Annotated in this window: 15 protein-coding genes and 3 tRNA genes; 14 read left to right on the top strand and 4 right to left on the bottom strand. The window is 41.4% G+C overall.

Going from position 1 to position 16,249, the window contains the following annotated elements; all coding sequences use genetic code 11:
- Positions 1-6 precede the first annotated feature (6 nt).
- Positions 7-1,356 (top strand): TIGR02679 family protein, encoded by a 1,350-nt coding sequence (locus tag L1765_RS08675; RefSeq protein ID WP_236406369.1) that lies wholly within the window; start codon positions 7-9, stop codon positions 1,354-1,356.
- A gap of 52 nt (positions 1,357-1,408) precedes the next feature.
- On the opposite strand, the gene L1765_RS08680 is transcribed toward L1765_RS08675, so the two are convergent.
- The gene (locus L1765_RS08680) at positions 1,409-3,604 is read right to left on the bottom strand and encodes a malate synthase G (protein WP_236406370.1); all 2,196 of its coding nucleotides are present in this window, start codon (positions 3,602-3,604) and stop codon (positions 1,409-1,411) included.
- A gap of 174 nt (positions 3,605-3,778) precedes the next feature.
- Between L1765_RS08680 and L1765_RS08685 the strand changes: the two genes are divergently transcribed.
- Positions 3,779-4,666, top strand: a complete 888-nt coding sequence (locus tag L1765_RS08685) for a LysR family transcriptional regulator (RefSeq protein ID WP_236406371.1) — start codon at positions 3,779-3,781, stop codon at positions 4,664-4,666.
- Between the two features lie 71 nt (positions 4,667-4,737).
- Here the strand turns inward: L1765_RS08685 and L1765_RS08690 are convergent, their stop codons facing one another.
- Positions 4,738-5,643, bottom strand: coding sequence for an AlbA family DNA-binding domain-containing protein (locus L1765_RS08690; RefSeq protein WP_236406372.1), 906 nt, complete (start codon positions 5,641-5,643; stop codon positions 4,738-4,740).
- A gap of 154 nt (positions 5,644-5,797) precedes the next feature.
- On the opposite strand from L1765_RS08690, the gene L1765_RS08695 reads away from it, so the two are divergent.
- The 8 genes from L1765_RS08695 to L1765_RS08730 all read left to right on the top strand — a co-directional run bounded on the left by L1765_RS08695 (position 5,798) and on the right by L1765_RS08730 (position 13,834).
- Positions 5,798-6,469 carry a DUF2953 domain-containing protein gene (locus tag L1765_RS08695; protein WP_236406373.1) on the top strand — a complete coding sequence of 224 codons (672 nt, stop codon included), beginning with the start codon at positions 5,798-5,800 and terminating at the stop codon, positions 6,467-6,469.
- Complete coding sequence (gene ytfJ / locus L1765_RS08700) at positions 6,442-6,939, top strand: GerW family sporulation protein (RefSeq protein ID WP_236406374.1); 498 nt, start codon at positions 6,442-6,444, stop codon at positions 6,937-6,939. Before L1765_RS08695 ends, ytfJ begins: the two co-directional genes overlap by 28 nt.
- A gap of 124 nt (positions 6,940-7,063) precedes the next feature.
- Positions 7,064-8,191: an HAD family hydrolase gene (locus L1765_RS08705; RefSeq protein ID WP_236406375.1), complete on the top strand. Its 1,128-nt coding sequence runs from the start codon at positions 7,064-7,066 to the stop codon at positions 8,189-8,191.
- Positions 8,192-8,254: 63 nt separating this feature from the next.
- Positions 8,255-9,688 carry a hypothetical protein gene (locus L1765_RS08710; protein ID WP_236406378.1) on the top strand — a complete coding sequence of 478 codons (1,434 nt, stop codon included), beginning with the start codon at positions 8,255-8,257 and terminating at the stop codon, positions 9,686-9,688.
- A gap of 132 nt (positions 9,689-9,820) precedes the next feature.
- Positions 9,821-10,771: a S8 family peptidase gene (locus L1765_RS08715; RefSeq protein ID WP_236406380.1), complete on the top strand. Its 951-nt coding sequence runs from the start codon at positions 9,821-9,823 to the stop codon at positions 10,769-10,771.
- A gap of 9 nt (positions 10,772-10,780) precedes the next feature.
- Positions 10,781-11,053 (top strand): hypothetical protein, encoded by a 273-nt coding sequence (locus L1765_RS08720; RefSeq protein ID WP_236406383.1) that lies wholly within the window; start codon positions 10,781-10,783, stop codon positions 11,051-11,053.
- Positions 11,054-11,203: 150 nt separating this feature from the next.
- Positions 11,204-12,595, top strand: coding sequence for an SLC13 family permease (locus L1765_RS08725; protein WP_236406385.1), 1,392 nt, complete (start codon positions 11,204-11,206; stop codon positions 12,593-12,595).
- A 57-nt stretch (positions 12,596-12,652) separates the two neighbouring features.
- A complete protein-coding gene (locus L1765_RS08730) occupies positions 12,653-13,834 on the top strand; it encodes a pyridoxal-phosphate-dependent aminotransferase family protein (RefSeq protein ID WP_236406387.1) in 1,182 nt (393 codons plus the stop codon).
- A gap of 72 nt (positions 13,835-13,906) precedes the next feature.
- Here the strand turns inward: L1765_RS08730 and L1765_RS08735 are convergent, their stop codons facing one another.
- Positions 13,907-14,122, bottom strand: coding sequence for a hypothetical protein (locus L1765_RS08735; RefSeq protein ID WP_236406388.1), 216 nt, complete (start codon positions 14,120-14,122; stop codon positions 13,907-13,909).
- A 31-nt stretch (positions 14,123-14,153) separates the two neighbouring features.
- Entirely contained in the window at positions 14,154-14,633 is a 480-nt protein-coding gene (locus L1765_RS08740) for a DUF2062 domain-containing protein (protein ID WP_236406390.1), read from the bottom strand.
- 223 nt (positions 14,634-14,856) lie between these two features.
- Between L1765_RS08740 and L1765_RS08745 the strand changes: the two genes are divergently transcribed.
- The 4 genes from L1765_RS08745 (at position 14,857) to fabI (ending at position 16,230) form a co-directional block, all read left to right on the top strand.
- Positions 14,857-14,933 (top strand) — tRNA-Met (locus tag L1765_RS08745).
- A gap of 73 nt (positions 14,934-15,006) precedes the next feature.
- A tRNA-Leu gene (locus tag L1765_RS08750) sits at positions 15,007-15,093 on the top strand.
- A gap of 4 nt (positions 15,094-15,097) precedes the next feature.
- Positions 15,098-15,172 (top strand) — tRNA-Gly (locus L1765_RS08755).
- A 281-nt stretch (positions 15,173-15,453) separates the two neighbouring features.
- Positions 15,454-16,230: an enoyl-ACP reductase FabI gene (fabI, locus tag L1765_RS08760; protein ID WP_236406392.1), complete on the top strand. Its 777-nt coding sequence runs from the start codon at positions 15,454-15,456 to the stop codon at positions 16,228-16,230.
- Positions 16,231-16,249: the final 19 nt, after the last annotated feature.

The following is a 16,249-nucleotide window of genomic DNA, read 5'->3' on the forward strand; positions in this document are numbered from 1 at the left end:
TTTTACATGGACCATAAAGTAATGGAGGCCGTTCAATACTTTCAAAAAGAGAAGGGATTTCAGCGACTCTTTCATCTTTTTATCCAAAAATATAAAGGATTAGGGCGAATTGGCGGAAGTGTAACACTTACCAATCTTACCAATCAGGAGAGGGAGGCCCTCTCCTTATTTTTCCGAAACGATTATTCTAATCAAGAAACCGTAGTCATTTCATTGGCTAAATTTGCGAAAAGCCTAGAGCATACGAAATTTGCAGGGGTAGACTTTAAACAAATTCTTGACGGTTATATTGGTGAAGAGCTGTTAAGTAATCAGGAAGAAAAAAGCTTATATGAGTTGCAAAAACAGAAGTTTTTTATGGATTTGATCGCTGATCATTCACACCCGTACTGTCAATTATGGCTGACATCCGTTATAGAAAAAGGAACTGGAAGCCGTGGGATTCACATGGCGTATGATAAAGATCCCTCAGCATTGAGAATGCAATTAACCCATGTCTTGCAAGGGATCTCCCAATTACCACAGCCCGATAAACGCCTTTCAGTATTTGCTAGTCAAATAACTGGGGATCCCCATGGTTTCGATGTAGATTCAGAACAGGGAAGATTCTTTATTACAGCCCTGCAATGGATTCGTCATCAAGAAGTAGGAAATCCTATTATCTCCTCACCATCTGCAGAAGAGGTTACAGAGTTGCTTCATTATTTTGGCTTGATTCGTGATGATCTTTTAAATTTCGTGACGTGCACAGGGATCATAGGCTTTAATGGGGATCTCCCGATTCCGATGTGGGTAAATGCTTGGGAAAATGGAAATATCCTTAATGTTCCTCTAAGAGAAATCGTGCGGGTTCGAGACTTTCTTCCAGCAAACTCCCAAACAATGAAATCCACACCCCATGTTGTATTTGTCATCGAAAATTCTGGTGTTTTTTCGGCGGTTCTTGATTATCTGGAAGAAGTACAACGTCACTCACGCTCATTAAAATTTCCTCCAATGATTTGCACCCATGGTCAATTTAAGTTAGCAGCATTATTAATGTTAGATAAACTGGTGGCAAACGGGACAACCATATTCTATTCCGGGGATTTTGATCCTGAAGGACTGCAAATGGCTCAACGTCTAATTGATAGGTATCCAGGTTCAGTAAAAATGTGGAGATATGGTACGGAAGATTATGCAAAGTGCATTTCCACTGTTAAGTTAAATGATACCCGGATTAAGAAGTTGGCATCCATAAGTGCAAATGAACTGACTGGAATCCGTGATTTGATGATAATCCATCGAAAAGCAGGCTTTCAGGAAGAATTAATCGATGATTTAGTAAAGGATTTGGAGAGGGGTTTCCATCAATAAGAGGGTACCCCTAAATACTTTGGGGAACCCTCTATTTTCACAAAAACGCAGCTTATCGTTTTAGGGATGCCTTCTCGGCTGCCAGCTTGGCCTTAAATTCCAGGCGACGGCGGTGCAATATTGGCTCGGTGTAACCATTTGGCTGTTCATAGCCTTTGAAGACCAAATCGCAGGCAGCTTGAAATGCTACAGAGTTATCATAATCCTCAGCCATAGGACGGTATGCGGGATCTCCTGCGTTTTGTTCATCCACCACTTTGGCCATACGTTTCATCGTTTCCAAGACCTGGTCCTTCGTACAAATGCCATGGTGAAGCCAGTTTGCCATGTGTTGACTGGAGATACGCAATGTGGCACGATCTTCCATAAGGGCTATGTTGTTAATGTCAGGCACTTTGGAACAGCCAATCCCTTGTTCTACCCAACGGACCACATAACCTAATATCCCTTGAGCATTGTTATCCAGTTCCTGTTGGATTTCTTCAGGACTCCATTGAGGGTTCTTAGCCACAGGAATGTCCAGAATATCATCCCGGAGATCTCGAATGGTTTCTTTTAATTTATTTTGAACTTCCTTCACATCAATTTGGTGATAATGGAGAGCGTGCAATGTAGCTGCAGTAGGTGAGGGTACCCATGCAGTATTCCCGCCTGCTTTGAGATGACCAACTTTTTGCTCCAACATTTCCTTCATCAGATCTGGCATAGCCCACATTCCTTTACCAATCTGGGCACGCCCTTGAAAGCCACAGGCTAATCCGACGTTCACATTGGATTGTTCATAGCTTTGTAACCATCTTGATGATTTCATGTCATTTTTGCGAATCATAGGTCCTGCTTCCATAGAAGTATGAATTTCGTCACCGGTTCGATCCAGGAATCCCGTATTAATAAATACAACTCGATCCTTCACTTGTCGAATGCAAGCCTTCAGGTTTAAAGAAGTGCGACGTTCCTCATCCATCACACCTATTTTAAGGGTATTGCGTTCCAGGCCAAGCATGTCTTCAACACGGTCAAATAGTTCGTTAGCAAAAGCCACTTCTTCCGATCCATGCATTTTCGGCTTAACAATATAGATTGACCCTTTAGAGGAATTTTGATATTTGCCGTTTCCCAAGAGATCGTGCTTCCCGATGAGGCTAGTGATAACAGCATCCAAAATCCCTTCAGGAACCTCCTGGCCTGCCTGATCCAATATCGCATTTATTGTCATCAAATGTCCAACGTTACGGACAAACAAGAGTGAACGCCCACGCAAGCTAAATTTCTCTCCAGAGGGGGATGTGTAGGTACGGTCAGGATTAAGGGTCCGTGTCATTAATTTATTACCTTTGTCGAAGGTAGCGGATAAATTTCCTTTCATTAGGCCCAACCAGTTCCTGTACACCTCTACCTTATCTTCTGCATCCACAGCAGTAACAGAGTCCTCGCAATCCATGATGGTTGTCAGAGCCGCTTCAATGATAATATCTTTGACGCCCGCCTGATCCGTTTTGCCGATAGGATGACTGCGATCAATTTGGATTTCAATATGCAAGCCGTTATTTTTTAATAATATTGCAGAAGGTTCCTCAGGCTGTCCCTGATAGCCCGCAAGCTTTGAATTATCTCTAAGTCCGGCTGTTTCTCCATTTCTAAGTAAAACAGACAATTGTCCATTGGCGATCGAATACTGTACAGCGTCTTTATGTGAGGATTTTGTTAAGGGTGCTGCTTGATCCAAGAATTCTTTGGCATAGGCAATGACTTTTTCACCACGTTTCGGATTGTAAGTGCCTGTGCGTTCCGCTCCTCCGTCCTCATCGATCGCATCTGTTCCGTACAGTGCGTCGTAAAGGCTTCCCCAGCGAGCATTCGCCGCATTAAGAGCATAACGGGCATTACTGACCGGAACAACCAACTGTGGTCCGGCTTGCACCGTAATTTCATCGTCTACCCCTTGGGTGGTAATCTCAAAATCTTCTACCTCTGGTTCCAGATAGCCAATCTCTTGCAAAAATGATTTATATTTTCCAAAATCAAAACTTTCTTTATGATCCTGATGCCATTTATTTATTGCCTCTTGCATTTCATCGCGCTTGGCTAACAACGCCTTGTTTTTTGGTGTCAAGTCATGTATCAAGGTATCTAAGTCGGACCAAAACTGCTCACTGGTCAATCCGCTGCCTGGAAGGGCTTCTGAATTAATAAACTCATAAAGAACTTGTGCTACTTTAAGATTACCCACTTTTATAAAATCGTTCATTTTATAACTCCTCCCTTAATATTATTAATTTCTAAATTTTGAAAAAACCGAAGAGAAAAGCATTCCGTAGGCTTTGTTTGGTTTGTAATTAGTATATAATAAATGATACTATATCAAAAATATATATTTTGAATCTCTATTATGCCTTTTAGTTATAAAGTGGGGTGATTCCAGGTGGATATTCGTCATCTAGAATATTTTTCAGAGGTAGCTAAACATCTGAGCTTTACAAAGGCTGCTTCTGCTCTACACGTTTCACAGCCATCCATCAGTAAAGCAATTAAAAGTTTAGAAGCGGAGTTGGGCGTACCTTTGTTTTATCGTTCTTCCAAGCAGTTAGAATTAACGGATGCCGGAAAAGCAGTCTTAGTCAATGCAAAGAATGTTTTGGAAGTATTTCACAATCTTACTTCTGAGCTAAACGATGTGATGGAATTAAAAAAAGGAGAAATCAGAATTGGAATTCCGCCGATTGTGGGGGCTGCTTTTTTCTCAAAATTAATCAGTCAGTTTAAAGAAGTTTATCCATTGGTCGAGATCACTTTAGAGGAAGCAGGAACAAAAGTAATTAAACAAGAAGTAGAAAACGGGTCATTAGATATCGGGTTAATTTGTAGCGTACCCATTCAAAGCGACAGTTTTGAATTTAAAAAACTGTTGATCGATCCACTCATGTTAATTGTGCATCGTGAACATGTCTTAGCTTCAAGAAGGATCATCCATTATTCAGATCTACAAAACGAATCCTTTATTTTATATCGTAAGGATTTTTCGCTTTATGACAGAATTATTGAAGAATGTGCAAAAAATGGATTTCAGCCAAATGTAGTATGCGAGACATCCCAAAAAGACTTAATGATCGAATTGGTAGAAGCAAAATTGGGAGTCGCGTTATTACCTGGAAAAATATGTGAAAAAATAAGTAGTGGAAAAATTATCGCTCTCCCTATGTACCAATCTAAAGTTAACCTGGAATTAGGGATGATATGGAAAAAAAATAAATACTTACCCTTTTGTGTGCGAGAATTTATCTCAATGGCCAAACAATTCTATAAAGAATAGTCCTTTGGACATTACCCCTACAAGCTATAGAAACTGTTGGTTAGACACATGTGGAATGTGGTATCCTATGTCTATAAAAGCCCAAGTCGATGACCAATTTCCTTTCCTAATTTTCTTTTGACATATAATTCCCCGATTTTTTGCGGATCCTCTATGCGAATGGATTGATTGTTGGTACGAATGACGACGTTTTTTTTACCATCATGCTCAAGGGCGCAATATAAATCACTTCCTTCTTCCACATAAATATGAAGGACTCTTTTATTTTCCACAGGAACGATTCTTAATGTGGGAAAAGGGGATAAAAGCGGAGTAATTTTTTCCTGCAAGAAGTGGGTCACCGCCAGGAGAAATTTATCCTCATTTTGATATTTGGCAATATCGTCATCGATTCCAATAATTTTTCCGTCATCATCAATACCTAGAAAAAGATTGCCGTTATTGGTATTGGCAAAGGCTACCACGGTTCTGATCAATTTCCCCTTTGAAAACAGGAAGTCCCGTTTAAATTCGATATACTGGTTTTCTCCAATTAAAACAGCTTCTTTTGGATTGCTGACTTTCCCTAAATAACGGAATTGAGTAAGGCCTTCCAACCGGTATACCATTTCCTGAAAAATCGATTCCTCCAACCATAGATCTTCCATAATATACACCACGTGTTGCCATAACCGGTAGGATTTTTTGGCAAAATATAAATCAAAGGAAATCGTTTCCCCCAAATACTTGATGCTAAATCCGACCCCAACCTTCCGCTTGAATATGGGCTCATATTGAACTTCCCCTTGATTGACGATATAAAGGACATTGCGGTTGTACAAAAAATCAAAAAAACGTCTGGGCATATGAGCGTTTAACTTTTCCAGCGGTTTTCTCCATTTTTTTATCGGCTCCATTCGATGGAATAAATCAAAATGGCACTCCTGTTCATCATAATCATGGAGATATACCAAAAACGGCACAAAATGATCAATCATGTTGGCCCCCCCTAAAAAATTAAAGCCGGTTAGTTCCACATCTATAATTTTTCTTCAAAGTAATCTTTGATTCCTCTTTTCTTCTTTTATTCCGTTGAATAAAATTACTCATTGTCCCTCATACTAGGAAAAAAATGGAGGATTATCAAAATATATGGGCATATTCTTATGGATAATCAGTACGATGCTTCTACTTTTCTTATTTATTCTATGTTCATCGGTTCGGATTGGGATCCACTTTTTAAGGGAAGGGGAAAATGATCGTCTAGGGATTGATTTCCAGTGGTTATTTGGTTTGGTGCATATTCGCAGGGAGTACCCTTTGGTTGACTGGAAGGGAATTTTTACTGGGGTAGCAGTGAAGGAGGAAACAGAGTTAGGGCAGGTTGGGAAGCCTTTAAAGGTCAAAAGAAAAAGTGTAAATGCTTCAACCATTATTTCTTGGTATCAATCCTACCGGCGGTTTTTAAAAAACTTTCACGATGTCAAGGTGATTATGAAAACATTTATGAATCATATTCGCTTGGAAAAACTGGAATGGTTTTCCCGCATCGGTACGGGAGAGGCTGCGGATACCGGAATGTTGACAGGGGTGATTTGGGGAATAAAAACCATGCTTGTGGGCTCTATAACCCGTTATTTGAAGTTACGAACCGTTCCAAGATTAAATGTGGTTGCAAATTTTCAATTTTCCACGTTAACCACGGAGTTTACTTGTATAGTAAGATTTCGTGTGGGGTATGCTATGTTAGCAGGTATTCAACTCCTATTCAATAGACAAAAGGGGCGTGAGAAACCATGGCAGAACATCCTATCCAAGGTTTAATGAAAACCGCAATGGAAAACTTAAAAGAAATGATCGATGTAAATACCATCGTTGGAGACCCTGTAGAAACGCCTGATGGAAGCGTGATTCTTCCAATCTCCAGGGTGGGTTTTGGATTTGCCGCTGGTGGAACGGAATTTGAGCCAAATGGAGACAAACAAGGAGGAACAAATCGAGTGGGCGGTGATCAATCGGGAAACGGTTACCCATTTGGCGGAGGAAGCGGTGGAGGAGTATCCATTACCCCGGTGGCTTTTTTAGTCGTCGGGAAAAATGGAATCAAATCCATTTCTCTTGAAGGGCAAACCCATATTTACGAGAAAATATTGGAATTAGCCCCACAGGCATTAGATAAAATTGAGAAGATGGCCGGACAAATGGGAAAACAATCCGGAAGTAAAAACGGAAAAGACGGTAACGATCAGGAGAAGAATCCAAAACAAGAACCCGAACAAACTTTTATCATCTAAGCTTTCCTTGAGGGAAGGCTTATTTTTTTGAGATTAAGACTTGGCGATCAGCTAAGGAACCGTTATAATTTTTGTCAACTGCTCCTGTTCGTGTGAGTAAATCAACTGATATTTGGAGGTAGGTATGTATAATTTGATTTTGTTTGATATTGATGGGGTTCTTCTTAGTGAGGAGAGATATTTTGATGCCTCTGCGTTAACGGTTTGGGAACTGTTGTTTCATGAACATTACCTGGGGTTGCCCGGACCATTTACTCCCTCTCCTGATCATGATCTGATTAGGCAGGTTCGGAGCCGCATGTTTCATGATGATGAAATTCTGTCATTTATGAAAAGCAGGGGAATTAACTCCAACTGGGATATGGTTTATTTAACTTTTTCCCATCAATTGATTCTGCTGCTGGCTGAGTATTCCAAGGTGGATAAGCGATTTGTCGAAAATATTTTAACCCGGCAAATTGGTGTGGATGAGATTCTAATGATCGCACAAAAAGTAAAGGATCTGGGATACCAGCCTGATTTTTCACGATTTGTGGCCGATTTTTCAAAAGGGGATGCACAAAAACAGGAATTGCTTCTTTATTTAAATACGATTGCCCATGAGAAAATCGGAGTAGACACATCCATTTTCTCAAGAAACAGCAGGTTGTGGAATGTTTGCCAGGAAACGTTTCAGGAATGGTATTTAGGGGATCAATTAATTGCCAAATCCATCGGCAGAGAAGCGAGAACAAAGGGGAAAAGAGGATTTTTGAAGGAAGAGATTCCTATTGTTCCTCCTGAAGAAATGAGGGAAGTCTTTTCTCGATTAAAGGAGATGGGATGTTCTTTAGGAATTGGAACTGGACGTCCCACGATTGAAACCATGGTCCCCCTGGGGGAGCTGGAACTTCTTGATTTTTTTGAAAGAGAACGAATCGTAACTGCCTCGGATGTATTGGATGCTGAAAAGGCTCATCCCGAACACGCCCCTTTGGCAAAGCCCCAGCCATTTTGCTATGTCAAGGGAATCTTTACGAAAAATATGCCGGATGATGAGGTGTTGAAACAATCCCTGCCGTTACGGGATGGCTCCAATATTTTAATCGTGGGGGATTCCGTGGCAGATTATATGGCTGCCCGGGCGATTGGCGCCCATTTTGCGGCCACATTAACCGGTTTATCCGGCAAGAAAGCAAGGGAAACCTTTGAAAAATTACATGCTGATTATATTTTGGAGGATATGAGGGATATCATTTCTGTGATCAGTTAAAGTGATGCTGAGAACGATGTTTGTTCGGGGGGAGTCTTGATACACGGAGAGGAGTCTTGATCTATGGAAAAGAAGAAATGGATTTTTTTATTCCTAGCTTTTGCCATGATGGTTGTTCTTTCCGGATGTGGCAAGGAGAATAACACCCAAGCCAAAACGGCTTCAGTTCCCGGTATTGAAGAACAGATCACGGAAATGACTCAAACCTTATTCCATGTAACCGATCAGTATCGGAATGTGGATTTTTCATCCTATGCCACCTCTTTATACTTGGCCAAAACGAATTCGTCCTATCAGGAAAATCTGAAGCTCTCCAAAACAATGGATGAGAATGATGAGATAAAAGCAACAAATATACAGATTAAAGAGATCCTTTTGAATGGGGATACAGCTACAGTTTATTTGGATGTGTCACTTGAAAAGAGGATAAACGGAACCACCAACAGAGACAAAAAGGAATGGCGAATATTGGTTGAAAAAGAGGGGGACCTTTGGAAACTGGCTTCTGAGCGGATGGAGACTACTAAAGCCTTTGCTGAAGCGGAGGACTCCAATATGATTGAACAACCGCTGAAAGAAGGGGGGTCTCCTTTGCCGATCGGAGACGGAAGCACTATAAGCATCGATGATTTGTTCGATCAAATGAGAATTGAGTATCAACCTCCGAAGGAACCTGAGCCATCCATGGCTCCGTCAATAACCAAGCAGTCATCTGAGCAGAAGACGGTTGTTAAAGCGACGGTGGCACCTGCTGCCAAACCGGTGGACGAACCAATGGTGAAACCTGTTGATCAGCCAACCCAAAAACCAGAGGAGACCCCAACGTTGAAACTGGCAGATCAACAAACGATAAACCCGGAGAACCCAGCTTCCACTCAACCAGATCAGAGCCAGCAGGAGAATGTTCATTTTTCTCTTTCTTTTTCAGGTGTCTCTTTAGGGGAAAGTCAGGAAGATGTGGCAAAGAAACTGGGTAAGCCGGATGAAGTAAACCAAGGTAGTGGTGTTACCTGGAAATATCGTGGGAAGGCGGACATTTATTTCTATCAGGACAAAGTAGAGGAAATTACCATTTATAAACAGGGAAAAAAGAGTGATAAGGAACTGGTTGTTACCTATAATGGGAAAAATTTAAATACATCCTCCGTCAATCAATTGGTTGAATGGATAGGGAATCCATTATCAGGAAATTTAAATTCAGATGTATTGGATTATGGAAACTTGGTTATTCGGCAGAGTGGAGGGAAAATCAATTATTTTGAAGTGTATGACATGGGTAAATCCCAGACCGTTCAAACCAGAGAGGGGCTTAAGACCGGCCAATCTATTCAGTCAGCTGTAAAGCTTTATGGCATTCCCAATAAAGAGGTCATCGGCAGATCTGTGAACGGTGAACCGAACACATTCGTTACCTATTTATTTAAGAATGGAATGATGATTATTCAGGCCGATAAAAACGGGAAAATTTTGGCATTCTATATGAAACCTGGTCCATAGTATCAAAACGAGATTCACCACATTCACTTCTCTCTCATATGATAAAGTGATTTGTCATATGAGGGAGTGAGGATCATACACAAGGTTGTAAGATTTGAAAAGGATCAAGACTTTCAATATTTTTGCAAGGCTTTGAAAAAACGGCAGGTAAAAGATTGCAAAATTTTGCCCCGATTAAAAGTTGTTTCAATACCGGTGGAGTATGTTCATACCCTTGAAACCAGATGGAAGGTTTCAACCCGTTACGGGATTCAAATGGAAGATAATATTCAATTTTCTACCCATCAGCGTGATTTTATTCCTTGGGGAATACGAAGAATTGGTGCTCCAAATGTTTGGGGAATCAGCCAAGGGAATCGGGTTAAGGTGGCGGTAATTGATACCGGTATTGATGCTAACCATCCTGATTTAAAGGATCGGGTGAAGGAGAGCGTTTCCTTCGTTTCCGGCTCTGGGGACCAAAACGGCCATGGAACCCATGTGGCTGGAACCATCGGTGCCTCGTTAAATCATTTGGGTATTGCAGGTGCTGCTCCAGAAGTGGAATTATATGCCGTAAAGAGCTTTCAAAGTGATGGTTCCGCTTTTCTCTCAGATATACTTGAGGGGATCGAGTGGTCCATTCAACACAACATGCAGGTGATGAATATGAGCTTTGGGACTCCTGATCCAAGCAATATTTTGGAGTTCGGGGTAGCTGAAGCAAGAAACGCTGGAATTATCTTGGTTGCTTCTGCCGGGAATTCCGGCGGGGATGCGGAGTATCCCGCCAAATATCCAGGAGTCATTGGTATCGGTGCAACGACGAAATCCAATCAAATTGCTTCCTTTAGCAGCAGAGGAGAAGGTGTGAATTTTTACGCCCCCGGTGTGTCGATCTTGTCGACATGGTTGGATGGTACCTATCGGAATTTAAGTGGAACTTCCATGTCTTGTGCCCATGTTACGGGTGCCGTTGCTCTTCTTAAAGGATATAATTCTTCCTATACACTATCGCAGATCCTGAACTTGTTGGAAAAAGGGAGCAGTCCGCTAAAAGGTGGCGGGTTCCTTGTCGATTTAACCCGTTTGAAATCTGGATGAATTTGAAAAATGGGTAGAATCGGATTTCCGGTTCCAGAGGAAACGCTCCTTACTTTTTCCGTTTTTTTGGTGTATACCGGGCATTTTGAGTACAAATTAACGATTCTCATCAGCTACCTTGGAACCATCTCTGCGGGGACTACCGCTTATTTTGCTGGAATTTCAAAACTTTCCTATCCCCGATTTGCAGCTTATGCCTATTTAGGTGGATTGGTTTGGTTTATTTACTTTTGTAACCCTTGGAAAAATCCTGGGGGAGAATCTTCAGTTTTTATCAGTTAAGAAAAAAAGGATCATCCCGTTAAGGTCTACATGAAATTTGTAGGCTTCTTGCTTTATATAGAATATAGACGGAACTGAAGAATTTATTAAGGACAGCCTTAAAAGAAAAACAAAAGAATTTTTGGCTGGAAATTGATAGGGGTCTTTTCTGTGAGAAAATTTATAATTATTATATTATCAGCGGTTGCGTTTGCTATTATTTACTTTGAATTGCCTTCCTCAGTTCCTTATGAGGCAAAAATGACCATCGCCATTACCACAGGTGCCATTATCCTATGGGTATTTGAGCCTATCCCTTTTTCTTTGACGGCGATATTGGTTCTATTTCTTCTTCCTGTTACGGGTTCGGTTTCTTTTGAAACGGCACTCTCGGGATTTGCTTCGCCAGCCATATTCTTAATTGTAGCTGGAATGATGTTAGCCAAAGGGGTAGAATCTACTTCCCTGGGGGAAAGACTTGCCTATTTTCTTCTCTATCATTTAGGGCACAAAAAAGGTGGGGTATTGGCAGGGATTATTTTGGTCCCGCAGTTGATGGCATTTTTTATCCCTGCCGCTGCTGTCCGGACGACGATGGTTCTTCCCATTACTTTTTCTATTGTTTCTATCCTTGGTTTAACCCGAGAAAATCCCATGACTAAACAATTGATGCTGGGACTTACATACGGAGCAACGATAAGTGGAACCGCTATTATCCCGGCTGCCATTGGAAATGTAATCACCGTGGAGTTGATCAATTATTATTTAGGGAAACAGGTCACTTATTTGGATTGGCTGATTATTGGATTTCCATTGTGGTTATTTATGATTCCCATTACTTGGTATGTATTATACAAATCGTTTCCTGTAGAATCTGACTCTTTTCCAGATATGAGAGAAAAAATCGGAGATTTGATTAAGGAGATGGGTCCATTAAACAAGAATGAAATGAAGGCCATCTTCATATTGGTTTTTGTCTTTTTATTATGGACCATGGAATCCATTCACGGTTGGCCTCCTGCGATCCCTGCTCTGATGGGAGCCGTGTTAATGGGACTTCCCAAAATTGGCATTGTCAATTGGAATGAGATGTTGGAAGTGAAATTTGGCACACTTCTGTTATTGGCGATTACCCTGTCATTGGGGAAAGCCCTCTATGAAACGGGTGCGGTTGATAGTATCTCCAATTGGGTAAAAACTGATGTTACATTATTTTTATTTTCTTCTCCAGCAATCTCAGTCCTGACAGTGTCGGTATTCACCCAGTTCCTGCACAAGGTCACATCCAATGTTTCAACCGCTGTGTTGACGGTTGTACCGATAGTTCTGGCCATTGGTGCTCAAGTCGGTGCACCTGTAATGTTATTGGGTGTTGTAGCAGGGATTACTTCCTTGTTCGGCTTCTTATTTGTTGTGGAAACCATCCCTGGAGTGATTGTTTGCGGGACCGGTTTTTTATCACAAAAGGATTTTTTCAAGCCAGGGGTTTGGTTAACCCTTGCAAGTATTATCGTGACCTATCTTTTAGCCATTACTTGGTGGAATTGGCTTGGTTATGTATAATAGATTTGAATAGGAATCAATTGGATAGACTGATGCCCAAAAAAGGAGTGAAGTTTGATGTTGTCTGAATTAAAACCACCCTCTCGAATATTGATGGGACCGGGACCTAGTGATGTTCATCCACATGTACTAAAGGCTATGGCTACTCCTTTGGTAGGTCATTTAGATCCTTCATTTTTGGAGATCATGAATGAAACTATGCAGTTGATGAGGATTGTTTTTGAAACGGAAAATCGATTGACCGTCGCTATGTCAGGGACGGGAAGTGCTGGAATGGAAACGGTTTTTGTAAACCTGGTGGAGCCAGGAGATAAAGTAATGATTGGCGTGAATGGATTGTTTGGAACCCGTATGGTGGATGTTGCAGAGCGTTGTGGAGCGGAAGTGGTCCAGGTAAAAGGGGAATGGGGGGATATCATATATCCTGAACAGATCGAGGAGGCCCTAAAAGCTCATCCCGATACAGTCATTGTAGCAGTCGTCCATGCAGAAACATCCACTGGAGTTCTGCAACCATTACAGGAGATTGCGGATATTGTCCATCAATATGGGGCATTACTGCTGGTTGATGCGGTAACTTCATTGGGTGGAATTCATGTTTCCATAGATAAAGTGGGAATCGATGCCTGTTACAGCGGAACACAAAAGTGTATCAGTGCGCCTCCTGGATTGTCTCCTGTTACATTCAATGAACGTGCCCTTGAAAAAATGGCAAGGAGAAAAAGCAAGGTACAAAGTTGGTATTTAGATCTTTCTATGATCCAAAATTATTGGGGCAAAGAACGGTTTTATCATCATACGGCTCCAATTTCTATGGTATATGCTTTAAGGGAAGCTCTAAGAATCATTGTTAACGATGGATTGGAAGAAACCATCGAACGCCATTGGAGATATGGAAAAATCCTGCAAAATGGAATAGAGGCCATGGGGTTAAAACTTCACGTAGAGGAAGGAAAGAGACTGCCTGAACTGACATCCATCGTGATTCCTGAAGGCGTAGATGATTTGGCTGTCCGTAAAAATTTGTTGAATCAATATGGCATTGAAATCGGCGGAGGATTGGGAGAGTTAAAAGGAAAGATTTGGAGAGTAGGATTGATGGGATATTCCTGTCAGCTCCGCAATGTGGTTTTATTCTTGTCTGCCTTTGAAGAGGTTCTTCGCGAACAAGGATACAAGGCTCCCAAGGGCGTGATTGAATCCGTGGTTCGGCCCGATAATCTTATGTTTACAAACTGACTCCTGCATCATACTGCCCATACTTTTTGAGGGATTGAAAAAAGGTGACCATTAGGTCACCTTTTTGCTGCGTCAAGGTGCTTCAATATTCTTTATATACCGAAAATATATAACCTTCTTCCTTCCATGATCAATGGTTCCGTCCTTTACTTCAAAAATCATGGCATCCCGAATAATGGATTGGATCACACCACTATCTGAAGTGAGTTCATCATCTCCATTAATGTATGAAATTCGAAGCAATCCTTTGTGTCCAATTAATTTTTCAATCGTTTCTTTCGTGTACATGGGGAACTCTCCTTTATCTGTTTTATACGGATTATTTCCCTTGGTCGTTAAAATGTTTTTCCATTAATTTCCTTTCTTTCTTTTTTCGGTATAATCCTAAAAGAATGTATACCAGAAAAAAGCTAAAAATAGCCACAATGAATCCGTTGATGGCACTTCCTAAGATAAGGGCAACTCCCTTTTCCTTAAGCAGAGCTAATCCTGAAACTTCGGTCATCTCTTTGGTGACCTTATCTCCAATTAATATCATTCCTGTATTTAAGTTAAAGTATAGAAAGAGAGGAATAATAAATTTTCCGATGATAAATCCGATAATGGATGCCGGCAGATTCCCTTTGAACAATCGAACCAATGGATACAATAGAATAACGGCAACACCCAAGGTAGGCAAGGTAATAAACTCAATGAAGATGCCGATGGCAAATCCTCGCGCAACAATGGCTGGAGCCCCTTTCGTACGCAATAATTTGAGATATTGTAAGCGTAAACTTCTTAGAATTTTTTTTAGCATGTAATAGCTCCTATGATTTTCTCATATTGTACCGTTTCTTTTTTAATTATAGCGAAGTCTTGTCCAATTGTATAATATTCTTTCCTTTTTTTCGGGAAAGAAAAATTTTCACAGACGAAATTCATTTCTATAGAAGTGGAACTGGATTCCAAAAAATTCTATTGACTAATTTATAACGGTTATGATAAATTATGTCTTGTGCTATCAGCGGCATCATCATTGTGGCGGCGTAGCTCAGCTGGCTAGAGCGTACGGTTCATACCCGTGAGGTCGGGGGTTCGATTCCCTCCGCCGCTACCATGGTTCCATCAAGAATTTCTTTTTCTTGACTTTTTTTACATGATGGATAAAATGATATTACACACCTATACATGCGGACGTGGCGGAATCGGCAGACGCGCTAGATTCAGGTTCTAGTGGTGGCAACACCGTGGGGGTTCAAGTCCCTTCGTCCGCACCAATCTGCGGAAGTGGCTCAGGGGTAGAGCATCGCCTTGCCAAGGCGAGGGTCGCGGGTTCGAATCCCGTCTTCCGCTCCATCATTGAATAAACATCCCCGGAATTAAGTCAAGGGGATTCGAAACCAGCCTGGAACAGGCGGAGGGGACGTCGAAGTCGGGCGCGAAGCGAGCGTATCCCGTCTTCCGCTCCATCATTGAATAAATAGGATAATATATTTAATACTGAAATCGGCTATGTGGCCGATTTTTTCTATTTAAGCCTCCTACATCATTCAGTCAGTGACAAATGAATCATTTGAAATTGAAGGGGATCAAATGATATAATGATTTCTAACTGTCTGAATAGAGGAGGAAAAGAAATGAATCAGCTATTGCAGGGGAAAAATTTTTTGATCATGGGAGTGGCGAATAAAAGAAGTATTGCATGGGGGATTGCTCAATCTTTGAGTAAGGCAGGAGCCACCTTAGCTTTTACATATCAGGGGGAACGTCTTGAACAAAATGTAAGGGAATTGGCGGAGACCTTGCCTCAAGAGGAAGTAATACTTATTCCATGTGATGTTACCAAAGATGAGGATATTCAGAATGCCTTTTCAACCCTTCGCGAAAAAGTAGGTGTACTTCATGGGATTGCCCATTGTATTGCTTTTGCCAAGACTGAAGAATTGGAGGGAGAATTTTTACAAACCTCCAGAGATGGTTATGCCTTGGCACAGGATATTAGTGCCTATTCTCTGGTTGCCGTTGCCAGAGAAGCCAAGCCGCTCATGACTGAGGGAGGCAGCATTGTCACACTCACCTATTTGGGTGGAGAACGTGTCGTCCCCAATTACAATGTAATGGGAGTGGCCAAGGCTGCCTTAGATATGAACGTCAAGTATTTGGCAAATGATCTGGGGCCCCACAATATTCGTGTCAACGCTATTTCCGCCGGCCCGATAAGGACCTTGGCGGCGAAGGGAGTACGCAACTTTAACAGTATTCTAAAAGTCATTGAGGAAAAAGCACCCCTTCGCAGAACGGTTGATCAAAGTGAAGTTGGGGATACCGCTCTTTTCTTGTTTAGCCATCTATCCAGGGGAATTACTGGTGAAATTATTCATGTTGATGCCGGTTACAATATTCTTGGCAATTAAGATTGACAGATCAAATAAC

Origin of the sequence: Microaerobacter geothermalis, assembly GCF_021608135.1 — a bacterium.
In the GTDB taxonomy this organism is placed as follows: domain Bacteria; phylum Bacillota; class Bacilli; order DSM-22679; family DSM-22679; genus Microaerobacter; species Microaerobacter geothermalis.

What these genes read in the sequence shown, in the direction of transcription:
- L1765_RS08675 (WP_236406369.1), top strand. Translation starts at nt 7, where the DNA reads ATGGACCATAAAGTAATGGAGGCCGTTCAATACTTTCAAAAAGAGAAG.
- L1765_RS08680 (WP_236406370.1), bottom strand. Translation starts at nt 3,604, where the DNA reads ATGAACGATTTTATAAAAGTGGGTAATCTTAAAGTAGCACAAGTTCTT.
- L1765_RS08690 (WP_236406372.1), bottom strand. Translation starts at nt 5,643, where the DNA reads ATGATTGATCATTTTGTGCCGTTTTTGGTATATCTCCATGATTATGAT.
- L1765_RS08695 (WP_236406373.1), top strand. Translation starts at nt 5,798, where the DNA reads ATGGGCATATTCTTATGGATAATCAGTACGATGCTTCTACTTTTCTTA.
- ytfJ (WP_236406374.1), top strand. Translation starts at nt 6,442, where the DNA reads ATGGCAGAACATCCTATCCAAGGTTTAATGAAAACCGCAATGGAAAAC.
- L1765_RS08705 (WP_236406375.1), top strand. Translation starts at nt 7,064, where the DNA reads ATGTATAATTTGATTTTGTTTGATATTGATGGGGTTCTTCTTAGTGAG.
- L1765_RS08710 (WP_236406378.1), top strand. Translation starts at nt 8,255, where the DNA reads ATGGAAAAGAAGAAATGGATTTTTTTATTCCTAGCTTTTGCCATGATG.
- L1765_RS08720 (WP_236406383.1), top strand. Translation starts at nt 10,781, where the DNA reads ATGGGTAGAATCGGATTTCCGGTTCCAGAGGAAACGCTCCTTACTTTT.
- L1765_RS08730 (WP_236406387.1), top strand. Translation starts at nt 12,653, where the DNA reads ATGTTGTCTGAATTAAAACCACCCTCTCGAATATTGATGGGACCGGGA.
- L1765_RS08735 (WP_236406388.1), bottom strand. Translation starts at nt 14,122, where the DNA reads ATGTACACGAAAGAAACGATTGAAAAATTAATTGGACACAAAGGATTG.
- L1765_RS08740 (WP_236406390.1), bottom strand. Translation starts at nt 14,633, where the DNA reads ATGCTAAAAAAAATTCTAAGAAGTTTACGCTTACAATATCTCAAATTA.
- fabI (WP_236406392.1), top strand. Translation starts at nt 15,454, where the DNA reads ATGAATCAGCTATTGCAGGGGAAAAATTTTTTGATCATGGGAGTGGCG.